This window comes from Pseudoalteromonas sp. QJM3NY_22, assembly GCF_056173065.1.
In genome coordinates this window covers 1016853-1042738 of sequence record NZ_CM149655.1, presented here as the reverse complement: position 1 = coordinate 1042738, position 25886 = coordinate 1016853, and the positions used below count along the sequence as shown (strand labels likewise).

Sequence of the window (25886 nt, the reverse complement as noted above, 5' to 3'; positions counted from 1 at the left end):
AAAATCAAAAGGTAAGACGTATGACAGGCTTTATGTCATACGTCAAAACAAGTACTGGCATACTACTGACGGCGTAAAAAGTAATAATTACCGCTAAATTAGCATCGTCAACCTAAGGGATCCCCAAAAATAATCATTAAGTTTCAATTACATCACTCACATCCATATTTTTCCAATTGAGTTGCACTACCACTTGTGCGAAATAGGCGAGCCCTTCTAAATAATCTCGCCGTCGCAGTTTAATGGACTGTTTTTTGAAGTATCGCAACCCAACAAATGCCCATGACACTACTCGCCTGCTTTTGGTTGAGTTAGCTTGAAAAGATCCTGTCTTTCCTGCTTTGTCTATCACTGCACCCAGCATCATTGAGAACCAATGCGCCAGTGTTGCGAGCAGTAAAAGTATGTCTAATCGGTAGAGTTTGTTCGTTCTGTGTAGATCTGAGCCTAAGCCGAACCTAACACTTTTTTGATCTCGAAATCCGGCTTCTATTTGCATTCTCATACCATATAATTTGAGCACTTTTTCGAGAAAGTGGTGCCTTTTTGGAAGTGAAGAAACGAGTAGCCAAGGCTCCTTATAACCACGTTTTTTATCTCTTTTTAATAACTTATGCCCCTTGCCAACCAGCACTGCATGCGTTTGATATTTTGCACTTTTGGTCAACTCGGTCGCGCCAAGATACTGCCTCTTACGTTGATTGCTCTTGAATAGTGACTGGCATGGAACAAACTCATCGCTGCCCTGCGTTTTCAAGTGTGCCGTACCTCGAACTCGGCTAATATAATGCCAGCCATTGTTTCGCACGGCTTTGAGCCAAGGAACTTTAAAGCCCGCATCCGTCACAATGACGGGCCGGCAATCACTCGGCAAGATCAGTTTGAGCATCTTCAAGAACCGTTTTTGTACTTTTGGGCAATGACATTGAAAGCTGAGTGCACTTTCCTGATACAGGGTTAAAGAGCGACCTTCACTGACAATGCTGGCACGCAGAATACAATATTTGGTTTGTGTATCGGCATGACTCCAATCAACCAAAATGACGGGATGCTTTTCAGTGACCACAAAACGGCTTAAGTGAACATAAACCGTTGTTGATTCACGTAAAAGCTCGTGGTTACTGAGCAGTCGATCAATACGTTTAATATCATGTTTTTCAGTTGTTTTTGAATTCAAATTGCGACCAATAGACGTCAAGGTGCATTGCTGACAGTGCAAAAGAGATTTAACGGCAGCGACTAGAGTATTAAATCTGGCTTTATGAATTGATTTAGGGGTGACGGCGCGGAGCATATTGTGCAAAATAGTAAAAGCATTCATGGTGTTTAGCTCTGTTGTTTGTAAGTGATTCATAAGATCACAAAACACCATGAATGTTCCCTCGCTTCCCACATTTTTTAATGCTGTTAGTTTATTGATATATAAAGGCTAATTCTGGGGATACTTTAGATCGTCAACTCAACAAGGATAACGATGATGAAAAACGATGTATTGAATACTAAAAAGCTTGGTTATAAATTTTACTTTCAAGATGGCGACAATCAAATAGCCTGTTTTGGAACCTACTTTACTGGTAAAGAAGAAGTATTTATAAACGATGACTTATTCAGTAGAAAACGAAGTATCAACCGTGCAAACACTCATTCTTTTGATTTTGAGAGCTCTCATTACCAAGTAAAATTTGACATGCTCAACATACTCACAGGGCGTCTGGAGTGCACTCTATATAAAAACGGTAACGTGATAGACAAACAAGTTCAAAGTAGCCTACCGGACGATCCTAAAAAGGCAGCATTTTTTCTTGCTGGCGTACATTAGGTGGAGCGGTGTTTGGCTATACAACTGTAACCATTGTTGAACTATTTGTAGGGAAGCTTTAACGTGCAATTAAACCCTACAACAGTTAAATCACTTAGAAGTAAGTTAGACTGGACGCAGCAACAGCTCGCAGATGCCTGCGATGTAAGCTTACGAACCATTCAACGGGTAGAAAAAGAAGGCGCCGCTTCTAAAGAAACCACTATGGCGCTTTGCGCAGTACTTGAAGTACGCCAAGGCGAGCTAATTAAACTTGATGAGCCTATAAATGACGAAGTTAAAAGCAAGCCTACTAAAAGCTTTTTAGCGGGAGTTGTTATGAGCTCCTTAATAAGCTTTGCTCTAGGGGCAGGCTCAGTGCTTTTAGCGACTAACTAATGCCCTAATAACGCTAATTAATAAAAATGCCCCAGGCTATAAGCACTGGGGCATTTTTTATATATTTAAAAAGAGTTTAAATTACTGAAATACTTTATCTACGGCCATTACTTCAATGTTTTTAGCCTCAATGGCTAATGTGTAATCGGCAATGACTTTATCCTCTGCAACAAGCTCTGCTGGTTTTTCTGTGTTGTAAACCATTGGCGAGGTTTGCTCTGACGCTAAACGTTTTTTCATGTCTTCGCCGTCACCGGTAATAAACACATACTGCACGTTATCTGTTTGCAGGTTATCTTTAATTACGCGATTCACATCTGCAAGCGTTAGCTTTTCAAGCTTACTTGTCACGTATTTTACAAACGACTCTGTGTTGTAAAATTCGCTATCAAGCGCGTAACCTAATTGGCGATTTTGACTTGCAACCATTTGCGGCACAAAGTTAATTAAAAAGTTACGCGTTGCTTCAAAGTCATCTTCGCTCATACCATTTTTAATTAGCTTATCAAGCTCAAATAAGGCGGTACGAGTTGCAAAATGCGCATCGTTATTAGAGCGAAGTGGGCGTAACCACACTTGAAATATTTGCTCTGAGCGCCCTAGGTTTGCATCTGGCTTGGTTTGAAACATACCACGTGGAAAGTATTCAATGTATGCGTAATCGCCATAGTTCATGCCGCGAGTTTCACGAATGCGCTCATATAAAAAGCTGTTAGAACTACGGTGCTCACCAAAGTACGAACGCACAAGCCAAAGGGCTGTCCAGTCTTCGCTACTTCTTATTGTATCAATAGGGAAACCAAACGATACCGCCGTCGATTGCGCTGACTTTTCTACAATAGTTGCATGATGACCTTTAAGCGCTGGCGCATCAGGAATACTTAAACGGCTTTGATCACCTTTTGGTAGCGTTGCAAAATCGCTCATCATTTTAGCTTTAAGGTTTGCAGGCACAGCCCCAATTAAGCCAACCGTGAGTTTAGATTGCGTAAGCTCGCTGTTATAAAACGCTTTAACATCATCTAGCGTCAACGCTTCTAAATCCGAAATATCACCGTAGTTGTAACTTTCGTAAGGGTGATTTTTGTAAAGTGCACTGTAGAGCACTTCTTTACCAAGCTCTTCATCGTTAGATGCTTTTAAGCCTGACTTAATGCCATCTAGCATTTCTTTTTTAAGGCGTTTAAAGTCGTCATCTCTAAAACCTGGATTTAGTAATTGATCGCTCACAAATGTATACCACTGCGCCGCATTATCTTTGTGAATGCGCCCTTGAAACGACAGCATTTCTTTATCTATTTGATAGCCAAAGCTACCCGCAAGCGGATAAAGTGCTTTTTGAATATCTTTGTAGCTTGTCGCCTCTGAGCCACCTTGTGCAAGCATAGCCGCAGTTAACGCAGCAACACCTTTTTTGCCTTGTGGGTCGGCAGCCGCACCGGTATTGAATAAAAAGTTAACATCAATTAATGGCGAGCTATTGGTTTTATCAAGTACTTTAAATACAGGAGCCGCAGGTGCTTGTTCAAGCTTTGCAGTAAGCGCATTTAAATCAACTTCTTGCTCAAAACTTGGCGCTTTATCAAGTGCCGACATTGTTAATGTGGTACGTGCGTTATCAGTAAAGTATTTATTAGCAACGGCTTTAATATCTGCGCTGGTGATGTTATCTGCCGATTTATACAGCTGGTTTATAACCTCAGGATCGCGCTCAAAATGCATGTAGCTGGCAAGGGTTGATGCAATCGCTTGCGATGAATCCAAGCCATTAATAAAGCTGTACTTAAGGTTCGATTTTAAATCACTGAGCTTTTGCTCATCAACAAGCTGAGTGCGTGCTTTTGCATAAGTTCGGTTAATGGCATCGCGTGCAGTGGCTAAATCATCTGCGTTTTCTACTTTAACAAATACGTGTAATAAACCCGGATCTTTAGTCTCTGGGTTATAGGTAAACATTTGGCTGGCAATTTGTTTGTCGACCACTAGGGCGTGTTGATCTTTGCGGTATAAAAAACAAACAGCATAAGGATAAGGTATAATTGAATTCGCTAAAAAACATTACACGAACCCTCATGCCAAGATTAATGTTAACAGACGCGACATGGAATGTCTTATCAAAAGTAATGCACTTAAGTGGTCGAATTTATAATAAGCCTGAGCATAGAAAAACGCTCGAAGGCATACTCTATAGGATGCGTACCGGTATTCCTTGGCGAGATTTACCGTCTTATTTCGGCTCGTGGAGTGCTATTTATAGACGATTTAATTTATGGTCCAAAAAAGATATTTTGAATGAATTATTTCGAGTGTTATCCCACTATGCTGATATGGATTGGATCTTTATTGATGGCAGTATTGTCAGGGCTCACCAGCATAGTTGCGGTGCAAGAACCGCTGACAATGAATCAATCGGTAAGAGTCGAGGTGGTAATTCGACTAAAATTCATCTTGCAGTAGATAGCGGAGGATTGCCTGTTTATTATGAATTATCCTGTGGAAATACGCATGATATCGTCCATGCAGAGTCACTTGTAGCCAATTGCCCAACGAGTAATGTTGTTGTCGCAGATAAAGGCTACGATAGTGAAAAACTAAGAGAGTTTATTCGTGACAATAGCGCTACACCCGTTATTCCACGCAAGGATAACAGTTTAGTGGGTAATGAAGATATTGACTGGTGCATGTACAAATATAGGCACTTAGTTGAGAATGCCTTTGGTCGGATCAAACAATATAGAGGGATAGCCACACGGTATGAAAAGCTTGAGCGGAATTATCATTCCATGCTCGCTTTAGCATTCACTATGATGTGGCTACCAATATGGGCTGATTAATATATATACTACAAAGATCAACAGCCCCTAGCTCTTGGTATAAATCTGAATTGTTTGAAAAATAAAGCTGTGAGATTAAATCAAGTGCCGCTCTGTCTTTTTTAGCTGGCTCCCACGCAGCGCCTTTGTACGATACAAGTAACCAATGCCCTGGTAGCGCTTCATCTTGCTGGTGCAAATATTTCGGTGCTTGTTGAACAGGCTCTGCTTTAATGTCAGCAACATAGTTACCCTTTTTCCAGCTACCCCAATGCTTTTTAACCATTGCCATTGTTGCTTGTGGATCTACATCGCCCACAATAACAAGTGACACATACTCAGGTTTATAAAACTTAGCAAAAAATTCTTTCCCGTACGCCATTTGATCAGGCATGGCTTCTATGTCTTTAAAAAAGCCCATAGTGGTGAGTTTATACGTGTGCTTATCAAACGCTTCTTCGCGTACAGCGCTTAATAATTTACGAATTGGGCTCGCGTTGTTTTTTAAGTACTCACCTTTTACTGTTTGCGCTTCGGTTCTAAATTGCTCTTCGGTGTAGGTTAAGTTTTGAAAAATATCAGCTTCAAGCTCAAGTACTTTATCAAGATGCTGCTTTGAAAAGTTTAAATGGTAATTTGTGTAATCGTTTGTTGTATAAGCGCGGTTATCAACACCTGAATTTTTTAATATGTCTGAGTACACATCTTCAGGGTATTTTTTTGAGCCTTTAAACATCATGTGTTCAAAAAAGTGAGCAAAGCCTGTTTTGCCCTCTTCAACTTCGTTACGCGATCCAACCGATACCGGAATTTGCAGCGACACTACATCAGGGTAATCAGTTTTAACAACCATGACACGTAAGCCGTTTTCTAGCTCTTCAATTAAATAATCTTGCGAAAAAACACGATCATCAGCTTTATTTACTTGTTCTTGTTGTGCTGTTGTTTGCGTGCTTTGGTTTTGTTGCATGGCGCAACCTGTTAACGCCAGCGATACCGCTAAGCTGGTTGCTAATAATTTAAATTTCATTGTTGTCCCTTTTTAAATTGAGCAAATTTGTTGTCAGATTTAACTCTTTAATTATGCCCCAAAGCCAATAAATATAAGAGCCCCAAGGGAATTTATTATGTAAACAACTGTGTCAATTATAAATTATGGGAACAGGCCCTATGAATAAACATCATGTTAGTTGAAAAACTTTCACTAAATAAATCTATCTAGACGTCTAAATGGCTGCTATATTAAATCCATCAAAACAAACTTAGCTGGAATGAGGATTATGGCTTTATCACTAAAAGAGAAGATAGTGGACACCAATCAAGGTGTTTATCTTATTGGTACTACCCCGCCTAAAATTGGCACCGATAAAGCGCAATTAAAAACCATTGCAGAAAAGCTATTAGGTCGCTTACACGAAATTGAATACGACGGCGTGATAATTTACGACATTCAAGACGAAAGCAGCCGCACTAATCAAGACCGCCCATTTGCGTTTAAACAAACCGTTGATCCGCGTGAATACAGCCATTTACTTCGTAATTTATCTGCACAAGATGTGATTACTTATAAAAGTGTGGCGCAGCGTGGCGTAGGCGAATTTAAAGATTGGCTAAGTGAAACTAAAAACGACTACGATTTACAAAATGTTGTTTTAGTAGGTAGCCCGTCATCGATAGGCGATATAAAGCTAAGCCTGCCAGATGCGTATAAAGCGATGGCTGAGCAATCAGATGATTTCTTTTTAGGTGGCGTTACTATTGCCGAGCGCCATTCAAGTAAACGAAATGAGCACGAACGATTAATAGAAAAAACAGCACTAGGTTGTCAGTTTTTTATATCGCAAGCTGTTTACGATGCACAAGCTACTATAGAGTTAATTACTAGCTACGCACGTACATGTAAAGCACAGGGTATTACACCTCAACGTATTATATTAACGTTTACCCCGTGCGGCGGCGAAAAAACCTTAGAGTTTATGCAATGGTTGGGTATCTCAGTGCCAGAGGCAACTAAATGGCGCATGCTTGATGCAGACAATACATTAAGCGAATCAGTACGTATTTGCCGCGAAAACCTCGACTTAATACTTAAAAGCTGTGCGCACCTAGACGTGCCACTGGGCTTAAATATTGAAAGCTTAACAAACCGTAAAGAAGAAATTGACGCGTCAATTAACTTATACCGTTTATTAAAAGCCATTATGGAATTAAACCTTGCTGAAAAGTTAATAGCTTAAAGGCTAGGTGAGAGCTAATTAACACCCTTCTTGGCAAGCCTAATGGCTTGCTTTTTTATGGGTAGAATTTAATTTAAAGATATTTATTTCAAGTTTCATCAAATCCACCACAAGAGACATAATTCAACTTAGTATTATTTTTTATTTAATTTTTTGGCCAGCTTATACGCTTAATGCCGATCAGTTAAGAAATATTTGACGATCCATTGACCGATCTTCTGGTTAGTTTATAAAGGCTTCTGAATTTATTCAGGAGCCTTTTATTTTGCAACTCACTACCGCACTTTCTCTTGCCAATAGCTACGCACCCAATTCAGAAGGCTTAGGTCAACTGAGTGATTTTTTATGTCCTGACTTTATCAAACAATGCGCTGAAACCGCTGGTGTCGCGACGATAAGGTGCGTATTCTCATGACTTTGATCACCGATTCTCATCAGCTTTGATCACCTGATTTATCATTTTGTAGAGCCATTTTTAAATTAGCTTAACTGATCATCATCAGTCAATTTATTTAACTGTTTTCGTATCGATTCTCCTTTTAAATTCAACTTAATCGAACCATGAATTAGCCTATCTAAAATGGCGTCAGCATGGGTTGATTCTCCAATCATCTCATGCCAGTTTTCCTGCGGGAGCTGACTTATAATTATGTGTGATTTATACCCATACCGCGCATCGATTAATTCGAGTAAGTCACCTCGTTGCTGTGCACTCAGTGGTTCAAGCCCCCAGTCGTCTAAGATCAGTAGATCATACTTTATTAACTTCGCCAGTAATTTCCGGTAACTACCATCTGCTTGTGCTAGAAACAGGCTTTCAAGTAGTTCTTTTAATCGAATATAGTAAACGCTTTTTCCTTGTAGGCAGTGCTCATGCCCTAAGGCACATGCGAGGTATGTTTTTCCACAGCCTGTTGCCCCGGTGATTAAGATATTTTGATGTAAGTTCAGCCAGCTATTTTGGCTTAAGTTACGTATCTGTGCTTTTTCTATATTACGTGCCGGTGAGTAAATCAGCTGATTTAACTGAGCCGGTAAGCGGAATTTAGCGTGTCGCACGAGCCGGTCGATTTTTCTTTGCTCACGCGTGTCAATTTCATGTGTTAGCAATAAACTGATGCGCTCTATAAAGCTTTGCTCTTGGTATAAGTTAGGCTGCTCAAGCTGCTGCTTTAATGCGTGTTTTATACCGGATAACTTGAGTAGTTGAAGTTGTTGGTTAATGGTGTCTATCATGATTCATTTCCTTAATGGTAATACTGTGTGCCGCGTATGTTGTCATGCTTTATTGGCTTTTCTGGCTCTGTTTGCTGTGTGGGTAACGGTTGTTGATCCAACCCTTTCTTCAGCATCTGCTTTATTGATTTGAGTGTTGTCGTATTCATTATGATTGCGCGATAACACGCTTGATCAAGCCGTTCTTTTGAATAAGTTTTAGCTAAACTTAACACCCCTAAACAGGCGCGATAAGCGTGCTCGGGGTGACGCCGTCCACTGAGCTGTAACTCAATAACTTGGTGAGTATACTCCCCGATACTTAATGCCCATGAGCGTAAATTTATCGGTGACTGCTCATGCTGTTTTTGATGCGCCAGAGGCATATGATGAGACTGTGTTGTATGCCCTCCTAAACGATGTGAGCGCGGATGCTGTGCGATTAAGGTATCGTCATGATAAAGCTGTACTAGCTGATTGGTTATGTGTGCGCGTAATTGTTTCTTAACCCACTGATACGGCACACTGTAATAATGTTTTTCTATTTCAACATGATAATCAATGTGTACTCGCACCGTTTTGATTTGTGTATAGTGATAGGGCTTTTCAGGCAATGGCTTTAATGCGCTTTTATCCACCATCTCAAATAGCTGTTTACGTGACTGTTGATATTGCTTCATGACCTTATTGTTCATTACATCAAGTAGCTTTGCTATTTCTTGATTTAGGTGCGCTAAGCTGTAGAAGGTTTGCTTGCGTAGACGTGCCATGATCCAACGCTCAACAATTTGTACACCGACTTCAGCCTTCGATTTATCTTTGGGTTTATAAGGTCTAGCCGGTATGACAGCGACATTAAAATACTCGGCTAATTGATGATACGTGGGGTTTAAATCAGGCTCGTAGCGACAGGGTTTACTAACGGCGCTTTTTAAGTTGTCGGGAATAACAAGCTCTGGAACACCGCCTAAAAATGCAAAGCAACGGGCATGACTCATCACCCAATCTTCAAGTTGTTGACTATACGTTGCCTCAGCATAGGTATAATTTGATGCGCCGAGCACGGCAACAAACACTTGAGCAGGTCGTGTTTCCTGTGTTGTAGGGCACGTGATGGTCAGCGTAGGGCCACAATAATCCACAAACAGCTTTTCACCGCCTTTATGATGCTGACGCATCGACAACCGTTGTTTTCCTAACCATTGCCGGTAGGCGCGGCAGAAGTGGCTATAGCTGTAATAAGGCTCACCGACTTTCTCACACAATTCATCGAAGACTAACTGCAACGTCAAATGTTTGTGCTGCTTTAAATCCTTATTGATGGTGAGCCAGTCAGGTGTTGGGTATCTTTTTTGACGGGTTGAGAAGTCCCTGATTTTTGTATTAAGAAAAGTACCGTGTTGTTTATCTTCAGGTAACGGCCATTGGTTTAACCCTAACTCATTGGCCTTTTTAACGTAATTAGCCACAGTGCCAGGGGAGATATTTAAGCTTCTAGCAATCTCTCGATGGGATAATTTTGCTGAATATTTCAGCCGTAAAATAGCATGTAATTTACTCATAGATATAGGTCTTGTTGACATTATTGTTATCCTCATCAAATGATTTAGATAACGGTTTAACATACCTACAAAGTAACTATTCAGCCACATTTTCAATAAATATATCAGGTAACTGATTTTTGAAGAGTAACTCAAGGGCTAGGCTTGCTGATACATGCTGTTTTCTGCAAGTCGAGAGGTAGCTTCTGATTAAACAAAACATCTCTGCACCTTGCATGCTTCTGAAGCACCCAGATATCTTTTGATGAACCTTGGTCATCCTAATATCATTCTCACCCTGGTTGTTGCTAAAAGGCACCGCCGTTTCCGTCATGAACCGTAAGACATCATCTTGATAATCTCTTAACCGCTCTAACAACGCTCTAGACTTTGTTCGTTTCAATCTGCCTCGCTGGCCTTTTACTCGGCTGTTTTTATCCGGTGGAGGGCATTTAATGTCACCTTGAGCCAATATTTGTTGATATTTCTCTATATAGTGAGCTTTTGTGTCTGCATCTAGCTCGGGGTTATCTATTTGATGTTTATTGATTTCAGTCAGTAGGGTTTGCAAATCCTTTGCCCATTGCATACCGTCTTGCTCCCATGCCCTTTCTAACTCTCGGATATGATGTGCATTACACAAGGCATGTTGGCACTGTGTATATTGATAATACGGTTTCCAGTGGTCGTGGCATAGTACCCCAGTAAAGTGAGGTAAAATATCGGCGTCATCCATCGCTATTTTCCCTCTTTTCTCATGCGGGTAAAAATACGTCCACCACGTCGTTGATGCACCATGAAGCCATCGTCGTTTACCACCTATATTAATCCCCGTTTCATCAACGTGTAAGGCTTGATAAGTCGTTTTCAGGGCTTTCTTGAGCGCGGCTTCTGCGCCGGAGGACTTTACCAAGGCCGCTGCTTGTTCATTAAAGTTAAATAAACTACCCGCACTGATTGGAATACCGAGTTGATCACAAAAATATTCTTCAATGCGGTTGTAAGGGAGTAATTGATATTGGGATAGGTAAACTGCATGGGCTTTTACACCAACCCCATATTGAATAGGACTGTTAACGTCTTCTGGAAATTCACCAATAAAACGCTTACCTTGCTCATTTTCCAGAATTTGTGCTTGGTATTCAGTGACCACTTTCCTGATATCTATATCGACAACCTGTCGTTTTTGAAAGCCAATTTCACGGTAGTGACCTTTCGGTAAAAAATCACGTTCAACTAGGATGATTTTGATCTCATCAGGCGTCTGTGTTTGGGTTAGTGTTTTACCTGCACGGCCTTTTTGACCACCCGCTGACTTGGCTGATTTCTCTTTGTTTTGTTTTTTTCGGTTGATGTCTTTTGATGGCGGGATACTGCTATTGTTACTGTTAAGTCCTAATTTACTTGCTAACATAACAACGACAACCAGAATGAGTTCAATAGACATCTTCAGCGCAGGCGTGAGAGTTTTACCTTCTTGTAATTGAGCTTTGGTTTTCTCAACGATTTCGTCGATGTTGATGCTGTTTAAATTCATTGAAGCTAGGGCTATTAGGTCATAGCCCTAGCTTGGCATACTGGCGGGATCGGTCAATAGTTAAAAAAGATCCTTTGAAAATAATTTACCATGGTGAATAGTTACCCTACAAAAATGATAAAACGTGAACTCGGTTACGAGTGGCATTAAGCTTTGATCGGCAAAATCATTAAGAACACAAAAGTGATCATTATAGAGTGATTTTCGTGATCAAAGCTTAATGAGAATAAGTGATCAAAGTTAGTGCCATTGGGTGATCAAAGCTGGGGAGAATATGCATACATTAGCTCGTCTTGACTTCAAGGGAGCGTCCATATATGTCTTTGTTGTTGCTTTTCTTTTAGCTCTCTGATCTCTTCTTGCTCAGGGGTTAAATTACCGTTCCCTCTAAAAGCATGCCCATCATCATTTTCAGCTTCTTTTATCCAGCGACCAAGCATGTTGGGATTTACCCCTAAATTTCTAGAGGCTTCTGCTTGTGAGTAGTTTTGCTCAACAACTAATGCGATAGCATCAAGTTTAAATTCTTTGGAATACTTTTTACGTTTTGTCATTATCGATCTCCAGTTAAGTTGATTATCTCTTAACTGGGGTAGTCGAATCCATTAAACCACGTCATATGAAGGCACATGCTCTATTTCATTTGAGTTTCCTGATTTTATCTCTAAAGGGAACTTAGAAGCGGAATTACTCATTAAAGTAAATTCGGTAAAGTTCAAGGCGAATAAAGTTGATATTACACAAAAGAAAATGAAAGAGATTTTGTTAAGTGAGTTAGAGGAACCAAAGCTATCTCTTTATAACGAATACTCAAAATAAGTAACTACCAGTTAGTGACTATCTTTATCAGAGGCTTTAGTCATTCTCTCGTAAAAGATAGCGCTAACAATTCCTATCAAAAATGAGAAAAAGACAAAGCCAACCAATACTTCTATCATAGCTATTATTTGTGCAGCACCTGTAGGTAAATAGTCGCCATACCCAAGAGTCGTAAAAGTCACAACACTAGGGCGTGTTGATCTTTGCGGTATAAAAAACAAACAGCATAAGGATAAGGTATAATTGAATTCGCTAAAAAACATTACACGAACCCTCATGCCAAGATTAATGTTAACAGACGCGACATGGAATGTCTTATCAAAAGTAATGCACTTAAGTGGTCGAATTTATAATAAGCCTGAGCATAGAAAAACGCTCGAAGGCATACTCTATAAGATGCGTACCGGTATTCCTTGGCGAGATTTACCGTCTTATTTCGGCTCGTGGAGTGCTATTTATAGACGATTTAATTTATGGTCCAAAAAAGATATTTTGAATGAATTATTTCGAGTGTTATCCCACTATGCTGATATGGATTGGATCTTTATTGATGGCAGTATTGTCAGGGCTCACCAGCATAGTTGCGGTGCAAGAACCGCTGACAATGAATCAATCGGTAAGAGTCGAGGTGGTAATTCGACTAAAATTCATCTTGCAGTAGATAGCGGAGGATTGCCTGTTTATTATGAATTATCCTGTGGAAATACGCATGATATCGTCCATGCAGAGTCACTTGTAGCCAATTGCCCAACGAGTAATGTTGTTGTCGCAGATAAAGGCTACGATAGTGAAAAACTAAGAGAGTTTATTCGTGACAATAGCGCTACACCCGTTATTCCACGCAAGGATAACAGTTTAGTGGGTAATGAAGATATTGACTGGTGCATGTACAAATATAGGCACTTAGTTGAGAATGCCTTTGGTCGGATCAAACAATATAGAGGGATAGCCACACGGTATGAAAAGCTTGAGCGGAATTATCATTCCATGCTCGCTTTAGCATTCACTATGATGTGGCTACCAATATGGGCTGATTAATATATATACTACAAAGATCAACAGCCCCTAAAGTAAGTAAAATCTAATAAACTGTTTAAAGGAACTTCAGAGTTATTAACTGTCCCAAATAATTCATAGGCATTTGCAAAAAGCATAACAGTAAAAAAGATATCGCATATTAAGCTAAAAGCTAAAAAACAAAGGTGTTTATTAGCTTTCAAATAGTTATTTAATGCGAACTTTAATGTAAAGGGAGTTAACAGAACAAAGAATGCACAATACAATAATGAGAAGATTGGCTTTATCTCATACAGATGAAAAAACAGTAAAACAAAAAGTATTTGAATCACCGCAACAATTATATTCTTCATAGTAAATTCAATCCCTGCTACACATGTGCTACACAGAAAAAACAATCCTGCCAAATAAAAACATAACTCATTGATTTAATTGGTAGCCCCTGCAAGAATCGAACTTGCAACTGCCCCTTAGGAGGGGGCCGTTATATCCATTTAACTAAGAGGCCATAAATAAGCGTGTGCTTAGAGGTGTGAATTATAACGGTATCTGGTTTTTTATATCAAGCGACAACTGAACTTAATTGCTTGATAAGTATATATCTTCTTTATTTAGTACATAAAGTGGTATTAGTTTTCGACTACTCGCGACGATTTTTTTTGTATGCACATTAATTACACGCGCATTTACAGCTACGCCGTTAGGTCTATAAATTAGAGTACCGGCCAATACATAATTCGCCATGCTATCTTCGCTTAGCAATTCTATATCTCGTGAGAGAACAAAGTCGCCTTGGCGTGTTACATTTATGCCATCCATCGCTTTAAAATCAACCACGCTGTAGCCAAATTTTTGTAGTTGATGAATTAAGGTCTCTGATAACTGATTACCTAATTGATTAGTGTTATTCAGCGTTGCATCTAAATCAACTAACGTGGTGACAGCTATATTTATTGGGCTGTTGGCAGTTGCTTTAGATTCTAATGTATCGGCTAAATCAAGTGCCATTTGTTCTACATAGTTAACTAGTGTTTTGTGATGCTTGCGCGCAAGAAATGCAGGGCCATTGTTATGCATTTCTTCTTTCGGGGCTTTTAAGCTTTGTAACATAGCACTAAAGTCGGGCTGCTGTGATTTTTCAGGTGTATTTTCTACGGTGTTATCATTTTGCACATTGGCGCATGCGGCGAGCATTAAAACACTGACCGCACTCAAGCTTTGCTTTAGGTATTTAAAGTCCATACATGCCTCACTTACTCGCTTGTTTAAGCATTATTCCATCGGTTCGGTAACTGCTGTTTAATGCATTAACCACCGATTGCGGTATAAACCCTTGCGCGCTGCCAACAACCGCTTTACTTTTTATACCTACTATACGTGCATTTACTAGTACACCACCTTGATGGCTTACTAATGTGCCAGCTAATACATATTGAAAATTTTGATCTTGGTTTAGCTCTAAATAGTCGCGACTAAATACAAAGTCGCCCGTAGCCGTTACGCGTATGTAGTCAGTTGTTTTAAAGTCGATAACCGGCACCCCAAAGGTATGGAGTTCGTGCATAAAGCTTTCGGCTATTTGATTGCCTAATAAGCTTACGTCGGTGTAATTATCATCTAAAAAAACAAAACTCGATACGGCTAACGGTGTTTTATCGTTTACATATTCTAGGTTGTCTACCATGTCTTGCATGATGCCGCGTACGTAGTGGTTTATGTTTCTTCGTGTTGCAGGGGCTTTTTTAGTGTAGTTACTACGTTGATTAAGTTGAGCCTGAAAAAGATCAATATTTTCTTGCGGTGATTTAACTGCTCGCTGGTTTGACATAAGCGGCGCATTGTTAACCTGCATATTTTGTTCAAGCTCAGCGTCAAGTGAATCATCCATTAGTGAACAGCCAAAGCCCAGCGGTAAGCATAATGTAATTAATAGGTTTTTCATTTTGTGCTCCAAATTAGTATTCGCTTCGGTATAAAAGTCCGTCACGCTGCTGAATTTTCTCATTGCCCCACATTACATTAATTGGGATTTCGGTACTTCCCGCAGAGAGCACCTGTTTATTTTCTATATTCACAAGCCGTGCATTAACTATGTATGCATGCTGCTGGCGAGTCACTGTTCCGGTGATCACTAAGTCAATATTTTGGCGATTATGTAATTTACTTAAATCGCGACTTAAAATACTGTCTGAGTTTTCTGATAAAGAGAGGTTATTCCCAAGTCTGTACTCAACGGTGTGATAACCTAATTGAGTAAATTGTGTAAGTAGACTTTCTTGGATCTGCTGACTTAAGCCTGAGGCCTGCCCTGTCACCAATTTTGTATCTAGTGCATCTGCATAAAAGAAGCTACTAACGCCAACACGTGCATTAGCATTTAATGCTCCGTTTAGGTGGTTGAGTTGCGACGTTAAATTAACTACATAGTCATTAACCGTAAAAGGAGCCATGACTGCTTTAGGTGCATCTGTAGGCACACTGGGTTCTGGCGGTGGCACCAAGTTACAAGCAGCTAAATTTAAAAATAATAAAGGCAGTAAAAGGCGCATAATTGCCATCCTCATTAAAACATAATTAGGACGAAGCAATTATTATGCCTAGTTATTTAATGGTGCTTGCGTGTAGTGGCTAACTACACAATTAATCTCTTGTTTTTTAAGTTTATCACAACCCGCTTTTGCATTAGCTTGGGTTTCATAAGCGCCTAGCTTTAAACGATAAAAAGTTACACCACCAATGTCAACGCTCTCTATATTGGCAATAAACGGTCCCTGAAATAGCTCTGGACTGTTATTTTTTATTTCATTTAGGCTTTGCTTCAAGCGCGTTTTATCTGTAACAGCTGCAACTTGTAGTGCATACCGTGCTGTTGCAGGTATATATTCAGCTTTTTCACTACTGGCTGGTATTATTCTTTTTACCTTATTGGTTTCATCAACTTCAGGTTTTAATACTGGTTTTTCTGCTTTTGCTATTACTGGAGACGATAGCATTTGGGATGTTTTTTCTATTTTTATTGCCGGTTTTGTTATTGCTGTTTGAGGTTTTTCTTCTATTTTTTTTAACGGGCTAATTGTTGCTGATCGCACTGCCTCATTTGAGTCGCTTTCTTGCTTTACCACTGCATTAAGCTGGCTTATTAATAATTTTAAATCTTCTTCTATAATTAATAACCGCTCAACGCCTTCTTTTGCAGACTGCCATTGCTGAGAAGAAGCCTTTAACTGTGCCAATTCTTCTGCTGAAATACGTGTGCCTTCTTGATTTGTCGCTGCTACTTCGCTTGGTTTAGTTGTGCTACTACAGCCTGATAAAACAAGCATTACAAGAGAGGTCATAACTACTAAATTGTGTTTAGATAAATTAATAAAATACATGGTTAAGCCTTTTTAGTATTAGTGGCTGATAAGTTGCGCTTGAATTTTACACTTTAGCCCTTTAGCAGTTAATTTATTGCATACCTGCTCAAGTTTTTCTTGCTCTGAATCGGTGTAAGCAACAGCTAAAATATAACGATTTTGTTCGTTATCTTTTATATAAAACGCATCACGCCTTGATTGTTCATCCAAATGGCGCTTTATCAATTGGTAATACGCTTTCATAATTGACAACGATGAAAAACCACCTGCATTAGCAATATACGCTGGCGTTTGTGTTTTTTCTTTCAGTTCAAAGTCTACGCCCATCACCACTTCGCCTTGCGCTGGTAAATTTACAGTTACTTGTTGTGTGTTTTTTAAGGATTTCCGCTCTTTAAACTCATCATCTATTACGGCTTTATATTGGCCTGGCCGTAAATCTGTAAATAAGTAGTACCCATCGTAAGCAGCTTGTGTTTGCGCCACTTGTTTACCTTGTTTATTGAGTAATTTAATCGTGGCGAACGGCTGCACTTCACTGTTACCTTGTTCACTTTGCTTGTAAACAGTGCCCTCAACTTCACTACTATTGTTGAGCGGTATTTCCATATATTCAACAAAACCTGCGCGGGGGGTAATAGAAAAGCCATTATTTGCGGTAACTAAAAAGGGCTCACTAATACTACCAGAATCAATCACTATATCGGTGGTTAAATTAGCTGTCATACCCTCAAGTATAGCTAAACCATTTTCGTTGGTTATAGCTCGGCGATAGTTTTGAACTCCTTTTACTTTAACGCCTTCAACTCCCTTTTCTCCATCATCTTTAATATTGTTGTTATTTGAATCAAGAAAAACTTGAACCATTAAAGTGCCTGAATTTGTGAGGCTTCTTTTACTTAAAAAGTACTCATTAGTGTTCGTATCAAAGCCAATACTAAAACGACTAAATAAACCTAGTCGCCAATTATCATCATCATCGTAGTTCATTGTGCTATTTAAGCTAAAACTGTCACCTTGCCAATTTAGACCCAACTCCATAGATACTAAATCATTTATACGGGAGTTTCTTAGCGTGAATTCAGATTGTAAATATTGAGATAAGCTACGGCTAAATTCTGCTTGATAACCCAGTATATTTGAACCGGGGTCTGTACTGTAATCAACACTAAAACGAGTGTATGTTTTACCAAACCGATGTTGAAGACGCATACTGCCAAGTGTTGTTGAATCGTCTAAAGAATCAAATTTTCGCCAAATTAAGTTGTTACTAACAACAGTGCCGCCAAAGTTGTAAGATAAGGTATTATCAACACTTAAATATGAGTCGCTAAAATCTCTGTTGTTATATGCAAGGGTATTTTGATAACTCAAGCTTCCAAATGATTTATCAAACAACTTTCCTGACGTATATAATTGATAACTTTCAACTTTCGCTGTTTGCGAATCACCAACTATTTTTTCATTGTTTTGAGACAGGCTTAAACGTACCGATTGACCAATTAATTCACCTCTAGCAGCTACCTCTAGCTTATCTTCATCGTTATTATTTTTTTCATAATCTAGATTAAGTAATACTTTATCAAATATACTTAGGTTCGAACCAAAGGCATAATTGTTAACATTATCACCCGAATTGCTATTTAATATTGATGTACCAGCATAAACCGATAAATAATCAGTTAATCCCATTTCATAACGACCTGCTAACTGCCAACCTTTACCTTCTGTTGAATAAAGTGACTGATTGAATAACTGCTCACCTTGCTCAGTAATTGACAACTCATAAAACGATTCATCTGCTGACAAACTATTACCATCTATAAAATATTGCTCTGTTTTTCGCTCTACTTGTCCTTGAGGGCCATAAAAAATTAGCTCGAAATTATTAGCACCAAATAATAAATCAATGTCTTCAAATAAATAACGCCCGTCAGCTAAACTAAACTGCTGCGCTAACAGTACGTCATTACGGTATAACTCAACATCCCACCCCGGTTGAATAGCACCCGTTAAATTAATTTGATTACTATTAACCTGTTTAAAAAGCGGTTTGTCATCAACTTTTATTCCTCTGGCGTAACTACTACTAAATTGTTTTCCGACTTGGGTTGCTAATACATCTCCAAATTGAACAGTTGTCGCATTTAAAGGACCAAATAGCTGCGCATTTTTACTTTGACGGCTAAATAATAACCTTGAATCTGATAGTAAATCTTCTTTTCGCCCTGCAAAAAAATACTGAGTATTAAAATAGGCCAAGTCATTTGATCCCAATATTGAGTAACCTATCGCTGAATCTGTATCAGTCTTAGTTGCACTAAGCTGCACATCAGCAAGGGGAGATGAAATTGCGCTGTATGGACTGGCCTTCCACGGTAATATTGCTTGGCGTGACTCTCTATTAGTTGCAGTTCCTCGCTGCTCTCTTTCGCGTTTTAATTCTATAGGGAGTTTGTTGGGTGAGCTTACATTTAGCTCAAGTACTGAATATTCAATATCAATGTCTAACGAAAACACCTGCGCTAACAGGTTACTATCAACAAACATATCACCGTTCTCAGTATAAGCTTGTTGGTTATTAAATGAATATCTAGCGCCGTTAATTTGTGCTGTGTTTGTATTTAAGTCTAGATAAAACTGATTATCTTCATTAATAAACCAGCCTTGAGCAATGAGGTCATCGCTATTTATATCGATAGCAAAATCCAAGTTTTCTGAAAAACTTAATAAATCTATTAATACACCGGTTTTACTTTTCACCCCGAACATTTCACCTAGGTAATTTCTTTTCACGAACGATGAAAAAAATAATAACTCCCCTTCTGGAATGCCTTCACCTTGCTGTACATTTAGCTTAGACTCGGCTCTCTCATTTACAGCTTGTTCAGTGTTGTATTGCTGCCATTTTTTATCTATTTTTTTTATGCTAGCAAAAATGGCCTGAGTGTCAGGCTCTGCTGCGAATAATGGATCAATTGATAAAAAAATGATCAACAACCACTTTAAGCGCTTAAAGTAATACATCGCCTATTTCAAATTACCGATAATTGCATTATTAATTGGCGCAAACTTTTCACTAAAAATAGTATCGCGATATTCTTTAAGCCCTGTATAAATGACGCGAACTTCGCCATTTTTCGGGATATTTTGATCTGCAAAAATTGGTATCGTAGCCGTTGTTGTTTTTAGCTCAGGGTAAATACTAAAATCGTTTAACATTGCGATCTTTTTCTCTGAATCCGTTCCTTTTTGCTTAAAGAAAACTTCTAACTTGCCAAAAGAGCTAAAGCCCCCCTCTCGCTTAATTTCAATCTCAAGCGCTTTTTTTTCTGGGCTATGTATAAGCTGTAAATTGCTAATATTAACATTAGGTTTTTCAGCGCCTTTTCGCAAAATAACGGGAATAGTGTAGCTTAAGAGTAAGTTTACCTTAATGCCTAGTCTCTGTTGCTGACTTTGAGCTTCATTAGGGAGTGCTTTAAAGGCTAGATGAGATCGGTATTCCTGCTCTGTTAAACCTTTCGGTTTTCTAATAGCAAGCTTAACAATCTGCCTTTCTCCTGGTGCTAATCTAACTTGCGATGGGCTGATCCTAACCATGTTTTTAAGTGAAGATGAAATTTTTTGATCAGCCGCTAAATTAGCATATCCCCCACCAGCTAGTGCGACTTTATCTTGCCACTCCAACCTATAAGTTTTGGGTTCATTAGAGTTATTAACAACAATGACTTTAGCAACACGTTGGCGCTCATCAAAATTGATTCTTGTTGGAGAAATAAGTAAGTTTGCATAAGAATGAAAGCTAATTAAAATAAAGCTTACTAAGATAAAAAAAGTTTTTATTATTGTCATTTAATCAACATCTCTAGTTGTCTAATAATTTAGCGTCACTTCAATTGTAGTATCAAAGATGCCATCTTTATAAGTATTGCCGTCACCTGAGGTACTCAATTGCCCCCCAACTCTCAATAACGCAGTCCCTGTGGTATCGGTTGTAATGGTCGCATTGTATATGAGTTGATTTAAAATCAGTGGCGCACCACCGAAAATGTTATTTAAAGGTTGGTTGCTTACAAAGTCACTCACATTTACTTGAATACGCGCTGGATAGCCTTCGAGCAGCAACTCGGCCGCATGGCCTTTCTCAAGTAAATATATATTGTTAGTTAAGGTATTTGTATTACTAGGCAACAAAGTTATAGAGCTAACACTTTGATTATCACTTATAACAATTTTACCAAAACTCAATGGCTCAAGCGGTGTTACCTGCGCCCACAAACCTGAAGTTAAGAAAGCTGCTAGTATGAATAAAATTAATTTCATAAAATAGCCTGCTTTATAATAAAGCAGGCTTTGCTCATTAATAGTTTAATTCTAATGTGAATGAGCCACTGTAAGTGCCATCAATGTAATCACTCGTAGGAGTTGTGGCATCTGTCGTTAATGTGGCACCAACATTAAATGTCGCTTCACCATTTGAATCCACCTGAATGGTGGTTGTAGCTGCACTGTTAGGCGTCGCGCCAGTTAGCACATAATACGTTGGAGTGCCCAAAGTAAATGCTGCAGTGCCTGCAGGTGCTGCATCAGGTGAAATTGCAGTTTCTGTCGGATCTGTAATGGTTAGTGAACCGAAAGGAGATACACCTGAAACAGAAAAAGCGGCTGGTGCACCTGGTACTAAAATTGCGATTTCAGCATCTGCAATCGATGTAGAAGCCGTTGTAGGTGAGGTCGCTGGATTTGCGGCTAAAACAAGAGTAGCCGTCTCAGTTGCTGCTAAATCCGCTGAGGCACGAATTGTTCCAAAATCTAGTGCAGAATCGTTAGTCAAGGTAAAAGCATTTTGAACTGTAACACCTGCTTGAAACGAAACTGATTCAGCTGCAGCGCCGAAAGAAAGTACAGCCATTGATGCAGCTAATGCTGCTTTAGTAAATATTTTGTTCATAATTTATCCCTTAAATATATTTAATTAACCCTTAGTCAGGTTACATTAAGTATCGGCCGAGTCCATGAAATATTTAGAAAAAATACATTTTTTATTAATTATTCAAAACAAGTAAACTGTTTTTTAAAATTTAGCCTTCTTTAAAAGTGGTCAATTTACACTTATTACCTAGCCTGAAAAAAAACATGCACAACTGCGCTGCTTGCTTTTGAGTCTCAACGGGCCCAGCTAACAGATTATAAAGCGTAACTGAATTTTTAGTTTGCGCACTTATTTGATATTGCAAAATTGCACTTAATTGCGGGTATTGCTGTTGTAAACGCTGCACTTGTGCTTCAGCTATTTTAGCACTCATATACCTAGCAATTTGAACACTGTAACTTATTTTTTTCTCATCAATAATACTTTTGCTTTCTGTGAATCCTGTTGGTATTAAAGCCCTATTTTCACTTCCGTACTTTATGTGCTTAACATCATCTTTAAGTGGCTCTGGCACTGCATCAATATCGGTTTGTGCAGAAAGAGCCTGAATCAATAATAGCAGGTCTTCTTCCATACCGCTTAAGTTAGCAATTTTTTCTTTACTGTTATCCCATTGCTCTAAATAAGGTTTTATATCTGCTTCGAGCACAAACTTCTCATTAGACGTCGTAAATTGTGTTTTCTGGTTACTACAAGCAGCTAACATCAATAACAAGAGTAATATTCCGGATCTAGGTTTCAATTTTAGACATCCATAAAAAATAACTCTAATTTAAAAGCAATAATTAAGCCAAAAATTCAACTATAGTTTTATAGGTTTATCTGTGTAATTACTTACTATGCAATCGAGTTTATACAGCTTGAATACGGCGCAGTCTGCTTTTACATTTTTAAAATTTTGGTAAGAGCCTAACTTTAGCCTGTAAAACGTTTTGTTATTTATTTTTGCGGTTTCTACATTAGTCAATATTTTGTCTCTAAACAACGGAGCAGCTTTAGTATTTAGCTCTTGCCATGCTTTAGCCACACCTTGCTCTGAGTCAACCGAAGCTACCTGTAAAGCAAATACATGTTTAGGTGTATTTAATTTTACTGTTTGTTTTTTATTACTGTAGTTTTGCATAACTTGTCGCGGGCGCGATTGTGTACTGCGGGTATTGCGTGGCGAGCGGACTGACTTACTGCTATACCCTTGGTTAGACTGCGCAATAGCTTTGCTGTTTATGATATCAATATGATTTACGAGGTAAGTTATTTCTTTTTCTAACCTTAAAATTCGCTCTATGCCTTCGCGCGCTTGTTGCCACTGCGTTGCGGCATCTTTTAGCTGAGCAAGTTCAAGGGCTGTAATTGAGACGTAGTCAGGCGAGTTACTTTGAGGTTGTTCGTCAATGGTTTTTATTTCAGGCTTAACGCTGCATGCTGTACCAAATAAAAGCATTAGCAAGCTGAGTAAAAGCCCTATGTTATTTTTTTGTAACTATTCAGCCACATTTTCAATAAATATATCAGGTAACTGATTTTTGAAGAGTAACTCAAGGGCTAGGCTTGCTGATACATGCTGTTTTCTGCAAGTCGATAGGTAGCTTCTGATTAAACAAAACATCTCTGCACCTTGCATGCTTCTGAAGCACCCAGATATCTTTTGATGAACCTTGGTCATCCTAATATCATTCTCACCCTGGTTGTTGCTAAAAGGCACCGCCGTTTCCGTCATGAACCGTAAGACATCATCTTGATAACCTCTTAACCGCTCTAACAACGCTCTAGACTTTGTTCGTTTCAATCTGCCTCGCTGGCCTTTTACTCGGCTGTTTCTATCCGGTGGAGGGCATTTAATGTCACCTTGAGCCAATATTTGTTGATATTTCTCTATATAGTGAGCTTTTGTGTCTGCATCTAGCTCGGGGTTATCTATTTGATGTTTATTGATTTCAGTCAGTAGGGTTTGCAAATCCTTTGCCCATTGCATACCGTCTTGCTCCCATGCCCTTTCTAACTCTCGGATATGATGTGCATTACACAAGGCATGTTGGCACTGTGTATATTGATAATACGGTTTCCAGTGGTCGTGGCATAGTACCCCAGTAAAGTGAGGTAAAATATCGGCGTCATCCATCGCTATTTTCCCTCTTTTCTCATGCGGGTAAAAATACGTCCACCACGTCGTTGATGCACCATGAAGCCATCGTCGTTTACCACCTATATTAATCCCCGTTTCATCAACGTGTAAGGCTTGATAAGTCGTTTTCAGGGCTTTCTTGAGCGCGGCTTCTGCGCCGGAGGACTTTACCAAGGCCGCTGCTTGTTCATTAAAGTTAAATAAACTACCCGCACTGATTGGAATACCGAGTTGATCACAAAAATATTCTTCAATGCGGTTGTAAGGGAGTAATTGATATTGGGATAGGTAAACTGCATGGGCTTTTACACCAACCCCATATTGAATAGGACTGTTAACGTCTTCTGGAAATTCACCAATAAAACGCTTACCTTGCTCATTTTCCAGAATTTGTGCTTGGTATTCAGTGACCACTTTTCTGATATCTATATCGACAACCTGTCGTTTTTGAAAGCCAATTTCACGGTAGTGACCTTTCGGTAAAAAAATCACGTTCAACTAGGATGATTTTGATCTCATCAGGCGTCTGTGTTTGGGTTAGTGTTTTACCTGCTCGGCCTTTTTGACCACCCGCTGACTTGGCTGATTTCTCTTTGTCTTGTTTTTTTCGGTTGATGTCTTTTGATGGCGGGATACTGCTATTGTTACTGTTAAGTCCTAATTTACTTGCCAACATAACAACGACAACCAGAATGAGTTCAATAGACATCTTCAACGCAGGCGTGAGAGTTTTATCTTCTTGTAATTGAGCTTTGGTTTTCTCAACGATTTCGTTGATGTTGATGCTGTTTAAATTCATTGAAGCTAGGGCTATTAGGTCATAGCCCTATCTCGGCATACTGGCGGGATCGGTCAATAGTTAAAAAAGATCCTTTGAAAATAATTTACCATGGTGAATAGTTACCATTTTTTTTATATATAAACATGTATTTGCTGTCCTGAAAGCAGTGTTTTCACACTACATTTCAGTTAAACATTCTCACAAGAAAGCGTTTAACTTTATTTAAGCTGTGAGCTATAAAACTTAGCTCTTCGCATGCTTGTCAGTGTTTTGTAAAACACAACGTTGCATACTCCCACCCTTCCTTGAGAGCATTATTTAATACAAATTCAATGCCAATTAACACAAACTTTACAACATAAATAACAATATGTCTGTAATGACTTAAAAACTTTATTTTTAGAGTGGCTCCTTTCTTACTTCTACCCTAATAAAACTCATAAAAAAGGCGCCGATACAGGCGCCTTTCATGTTTTTGTTAACTGTTAAATTAGGGGCTGTTGATCTTTGTAGTATATATATTAATCAGCCCATATTGGTAGCCACATCATAGTGAATGCTAAAGCGAGCATGGAATGATAATTCCGCTCAAGCTTTTCATACCGTGTGGCTATCCCTCTATATTGTTTGATCCGACCAAAGGCATTCTCAACTAAGTGCCTATATTTGTACATGCACCAGTCAATATCTTCATTACCCACTAAACTGTTATCCTTGCGTGGAATAACGGGTGTAGCGCTATTGTCACGAATAAACTCTCTTAGTTTTTCACTATCGTAGCCTTTATCTGCGACAACAACATTACTCGTTGGGCAATTGGCTACAAGTGACTCTGCATGGACGATATCATGCGTATTTCCACAGGATAATTCATAATAAACAGGCAATCCTCCGCTATCTGCTGCAAGATGAATTTTAGTCGAATTACCACTTCGACTCTTACCGATTGATTCATTGTCAGCGGTTCTTGCACCGCAACTATGCTGGTGAGCCCTGACAATACTGCCATCAATAAAGATCCAATCCATATCAGCATAGTGGGATAACACTCGAAATAATTCATTCAAAATATCTTTTTTGGACCATAAATTAAATCGTCTATAAATAGCACTCCACGAGCCGAAATAAGACGGTAAATCTCGCCAAGGAATACCGGTACGCATCTTATAGAGTATGCCTTCGAGCGTTTTTCTATGCTCAGGCTTATTATAAATTCGACCACTTAAGTGCATTACTTTTGATAAGACATTCCATGTCGCGTCTGTTAACATTAATCTTGGCATGAGGGTTCGGTGTAACGTTTTTTAGCGAA

General features: G+C 39.0%; 20 protein-coding genes, 1 tRNA gene and 6 pseudogenes. 6 read left to right on the top strand and 21 right to left on the bottom strand.

Going from position 1 to position 25886, the window contains the following annotated elements:
• Positions 1-136 precede the first annotated feature (136 nt).
• The gene (locus AC0VZ4_RS04640; RefSeq protein ID WP_475441047.1) at positions 137-1354 is read right to left on the bottom strand and encodes an IS4 family transposase; all 1218 of its coding nucleotides are present in this window, start codon (positions 1352-1354) and stop codon (positions 137-139) included.
• A gap of 120 nt (positions 1355-1474) precedes the next feature.
• Between AC0VZ4_RS04640 and AC0VZ4_RS04635 the strand changes: the two are divergent.
• Together AC0VZ4_RS04635 and AC0VZ4_RS04630 are read left to right on the top strand one after the other, a co-directional pair.
• A pseudogene (locus AC0VZ4_RS04635) lies at positions 1475-1881 on the top strand (hypothetical protein).
• Position 1882: 1 nt separating this feature from the next.
• Positions 1883-2197 carry a helix-turn-helix transcriptional regulator gene (locus AC0VZ4_RS04630; RefSeq protein ID WP_475441046.1) on the top strand — a complete coding sequence of 105 codons (315 nt, stop codon included), beginning with the start codon at positions 1883-1885 and terminating at the stop codon, positions 2195-2197.
• Positions 2198-2278: 81 nt separating this feature from the next.
• On the opposite strand, the pseudogene AC0VZ4_RS04625 reads toward AC0VZ4_RS04630, so the two are convergent.
• Positions 2279-4183, bottom strand: a pseudogene (locus AC0VZ4_RS04625) (M16 family metallopeptidase); the annotation flags it as partial.
• A gap of 86 nt (positions 4184-4269) precedes the next feature.
• Here AC0VZ4_RS04625 and AC0VZ4_RS04620 point away from each other — a divergent pair.
• Positions 4270-5031: an IS5 family transposase gene (locus AC0VZ4_RS04620; protein ID WP_475439680.1), complete on the top strand. Its 762-nt coding sequence runs from the start codon at positions 4270-4272 to the stop codon at positions 5029-5031.
• A gap of 28 nt (positions 5032-5059) precedes the next feature.
• On the opposite strand, the pseudogene AC0VZ4_RS04615 reads toward AC0VZ4_RS04620, so the two are convergent.
• A pseudogene (locus AC0VZ4_RS04615) lies at positions 5060-6040 on the bottom strand (M16 family metallopeptidase); the annotation flags it as partial.
• A 250-nt stretch (positions 6041-6290) separates the two neighbouring features.
• Here AC0VZ4_RS04615 and AC0VZ4_RS04610 point away from each other — a divergent pair.
• Together AC0VZ4_RS04610 and AC0VZ4_RS04605 are read left to right on the top strand one after the other, a co-directional pair.
• Positions 6291-7247, top strand: a complete 957-nt coding sequence (locus tag AC0VZ4_RS04610) for a methylenetetrahydrofolate reductase (RefSeq protein ID WP_475441045.1) — start codon at positions 6291-6293, stop codon at positions 7245-7247.
• A gap of 265 nt (positions 7248-7512) precedes the next feature.
• Positions 7513-7647 (top strand): annotated as a pseudogene (locus AC0VZ4_RS04605) (IS4 family transposase); the annotation flags it as partial.
• A gap of 80 nt (positions 7648-7727) precedes the next feature.
• Here AC0VZ4_RS04605 and istB read toward each other — a convergent pair.
• The 5 genes and pseudogenes from istB to AC0VZ4_RS04580 form a co-directional block, all read right to left on the bottom strand.
• Complete coding sequence (gene istB / locus AC0VZ4_RS04600; RefSeq protein WP_290210805.1) at positions 7728-8483, bottom strand: IS21-like element helper ATPase IstB; 756 nt, start codon at positions 8481-8483, stop codon at positions 7728-7730.
• A gap of 11 nt (positions 8484-8494) precedes the next feature.
• The gene (gene istA, locus AC0VZ4_RS04595) at positions 8495-10045 is read right to left on the bottom strand and encodes an IS21 family transposase (protein ID WP_475439695.1); all 1551 of its coding nucleotides are present in this window, start codon (positions 10043-10045) and stop codon (positions 8495-8497) included.
• 55 nt (positions 10046-10100) lie between these two features.
• On the bottom strand, positions 10101-11540 hold the full coding sequence (gene tnpC, locus AC0VZ4_RS04590; protein ID WP_475441044.1) for an IS66 family transposase: 1440 nt from the start codon (positions 11538-11540) through the stop codon (positions 10101-10103).
• Positions 11541-11863: 323 nt separating this feature from the next.
• A pseudogene (locus AC0VZ4_RS04585) lies at positions 11864-12094 on the bottom strand (transposase); the annotation flags it as partial.
• Between the two features lie 276 nt (positions 12095-12370).
• Positions 12371-12541: an ion channel gene (locus tag AC0VZ4_RS04580; RefSeq protein WP_475441043.1), complete on the bottom strand. Its 171-nt coding sequence runs from the start codon at positions 12539-12541 to the stop codon at positions 12371-12373.
• A 94-nt stretch (positions 12542-12635) separates the two neighbouring features.
• Between AC0VZ4_RS04580 and AC0VZ4_RS04575 the strand changes: the two genes are divergently transcribed.
• A complete protein-coding gene (locus tag AC0VZ4_RS04575; protein ID WP_475439610.1) occupies positions 12636-13397 on the top strand; it encodes an IS5 family transposase in 762 nt (253 codons plus the stop codon).
• A gap of 412 nt (positions 13398-13809) precedes the next feature.
• Here AC0VZ4_RS04575 and AC0VZ4_RS04570 read toward each other — a convergent pair.
• The 13 genes and pseudogenes from AC0VZ4_RS04570 to AC0VZ4_RS04510 all read right to left on the bottom strand — a co-directional run bounded on the left by AC0VZ4_RS04570 (position 13810) and on the right by AC0VZ4_RS04510 (position 25857).
• Positions 13810-13884, bottom strand: a tRNA-Arg gene (locus AC0VZ4_RS04570).
• A gap of 71 nt (positions 13885-13955) precedes the next feature.
• On the bottom strand, positions 13956-14618 hold the full coding sequence (locus AC0VZ4_RS04565; protein WP_475441042.1) for a FlgO family outer membrane protein: 663 nt from the start codon (positions 14616-14618) through the stop codon (positions 13956-13958).
• A 7-nt stretch (positions 14619-14625) separates the two neighbouring features.
• Positions 14626-15318 (bottom strand): FlgO family outer membrane protein, encoded by a 693-nt coding sequence (locus tag AC0VZ4_RS04560; protein WP_475441041.1) that lies wholly within the window; start codon positions 15316-15318, stop codon positions 14626-14628.
• A gap of 13 nt (positions 15319-15331) precedes the next feature.
• Entirely contained in the window at positions 15332-15925 is a 594-nt protein-coding gene (locus AC0VZ4_RS04555) for a FlgO family outer membrane protein (RefSeq protein WP_475441040.1), read from the bottom strand.
• A 48-nt stretch (positions 15926-15973) separates the two neighbouring features.
• Positions 15974-16753 (bottom strand): SPOR domain-containing protein, encoded by a 780-nt coding sequence (locus AC0VZ4_RS04550; protein ID WP_475441039.1) that lies wholly within the window; start codon positions 16751-16753, stop codon positions 15974-15976.
• Between the two features lie 18 nt (positions 16754-16771).
• Positions 16772-19735, bottom strand: coding sequence for a hypothetical protein (locus tag AC0VZ4_RS04545; protein WP_475441038.1), 2964 nt, complete (start codon positions 19733-19735; stop codon positions 16772-16774).
• Positions 19736-19765: 30 nt separating this feature from the next.
• Positions 19766-20590, bottom strand: coding sequence for a fimbrial biogenesis chaperone (locus AC0VZ4_RS04540; RefSeq protein ID WP_475441037.1), 825 nt, complete (start codon positions 20588-20590; stop codon positions 19766-19768).
• A 21-nt stretch (positions 20591-20611) separates the two neighbouring features.
• The gene (locus AC0VZ4_RS04535; protein WP_475441036.1) at positions 20612-21061 is read right to left on the bottom strand and encodes a DUF4402 domain-containing protein; all 450 of its coding nucleotides are present in this window, start codon (positions 21059-21061) and stop codon (positions 20612-20614) included.
• Positions 21062-21098: 37 nt separating this feature from the next.
• Positions 21099-21689, bottom strand: coding sequence for a DUF4402 domain-containing protein (locus tag AC0VZ4_RS04530; RefSeq protein ID WP_475441035.1), 591 nt, complete (start codon positions 21687-21689; stop codon positions 21099-21101).
• Positions 21690-21819: 130 nt separating this feature from the next.
• The gene (locus AC0VZ4_RS04525) at positions 21820-22320 is read right to left on the bottom strand and encodes an SPOR domain-containing protein (protein ID WP_475441034.1); all 501 of its coding nucleotides are present in this window, start codon (positions 22318-22320) and stop codon (positions 21820-21822) included.
• Positions 22321-22473: 153 nt separating this feature from the next.
• Complete coding sequence (locus tag AC0VZ4_RS04520) at positions 22474-23112, bottom strand: SPOR domain-containing protein (protein ID WP_475441033.1); 639 nt, start codon at positions 23110-23112, stop codon at positions 22474-22476.
• Between the two features lie 39 nt (positions 23113-23151).
• Positions 23152-24592, bottom strand: a pseudogene (tnpC, locus tag AC0VZ4_RS04515) (IS66 family transposase).
• A gap of 503 nt (positions 24593-25095) precedes the next feature.
• A complete protein-coding gene (locus tag AC0VZ4_RS04510; RefSeq protein WP_475441032.1) occupies positions 25096-25857 on the bottom strand; it encodes an IS5 family transposase in 762 nt (253 codons plus the stop codon).
• Between the last annotated feature and the right edge of the window lie 29 nt (positions 25858-25886).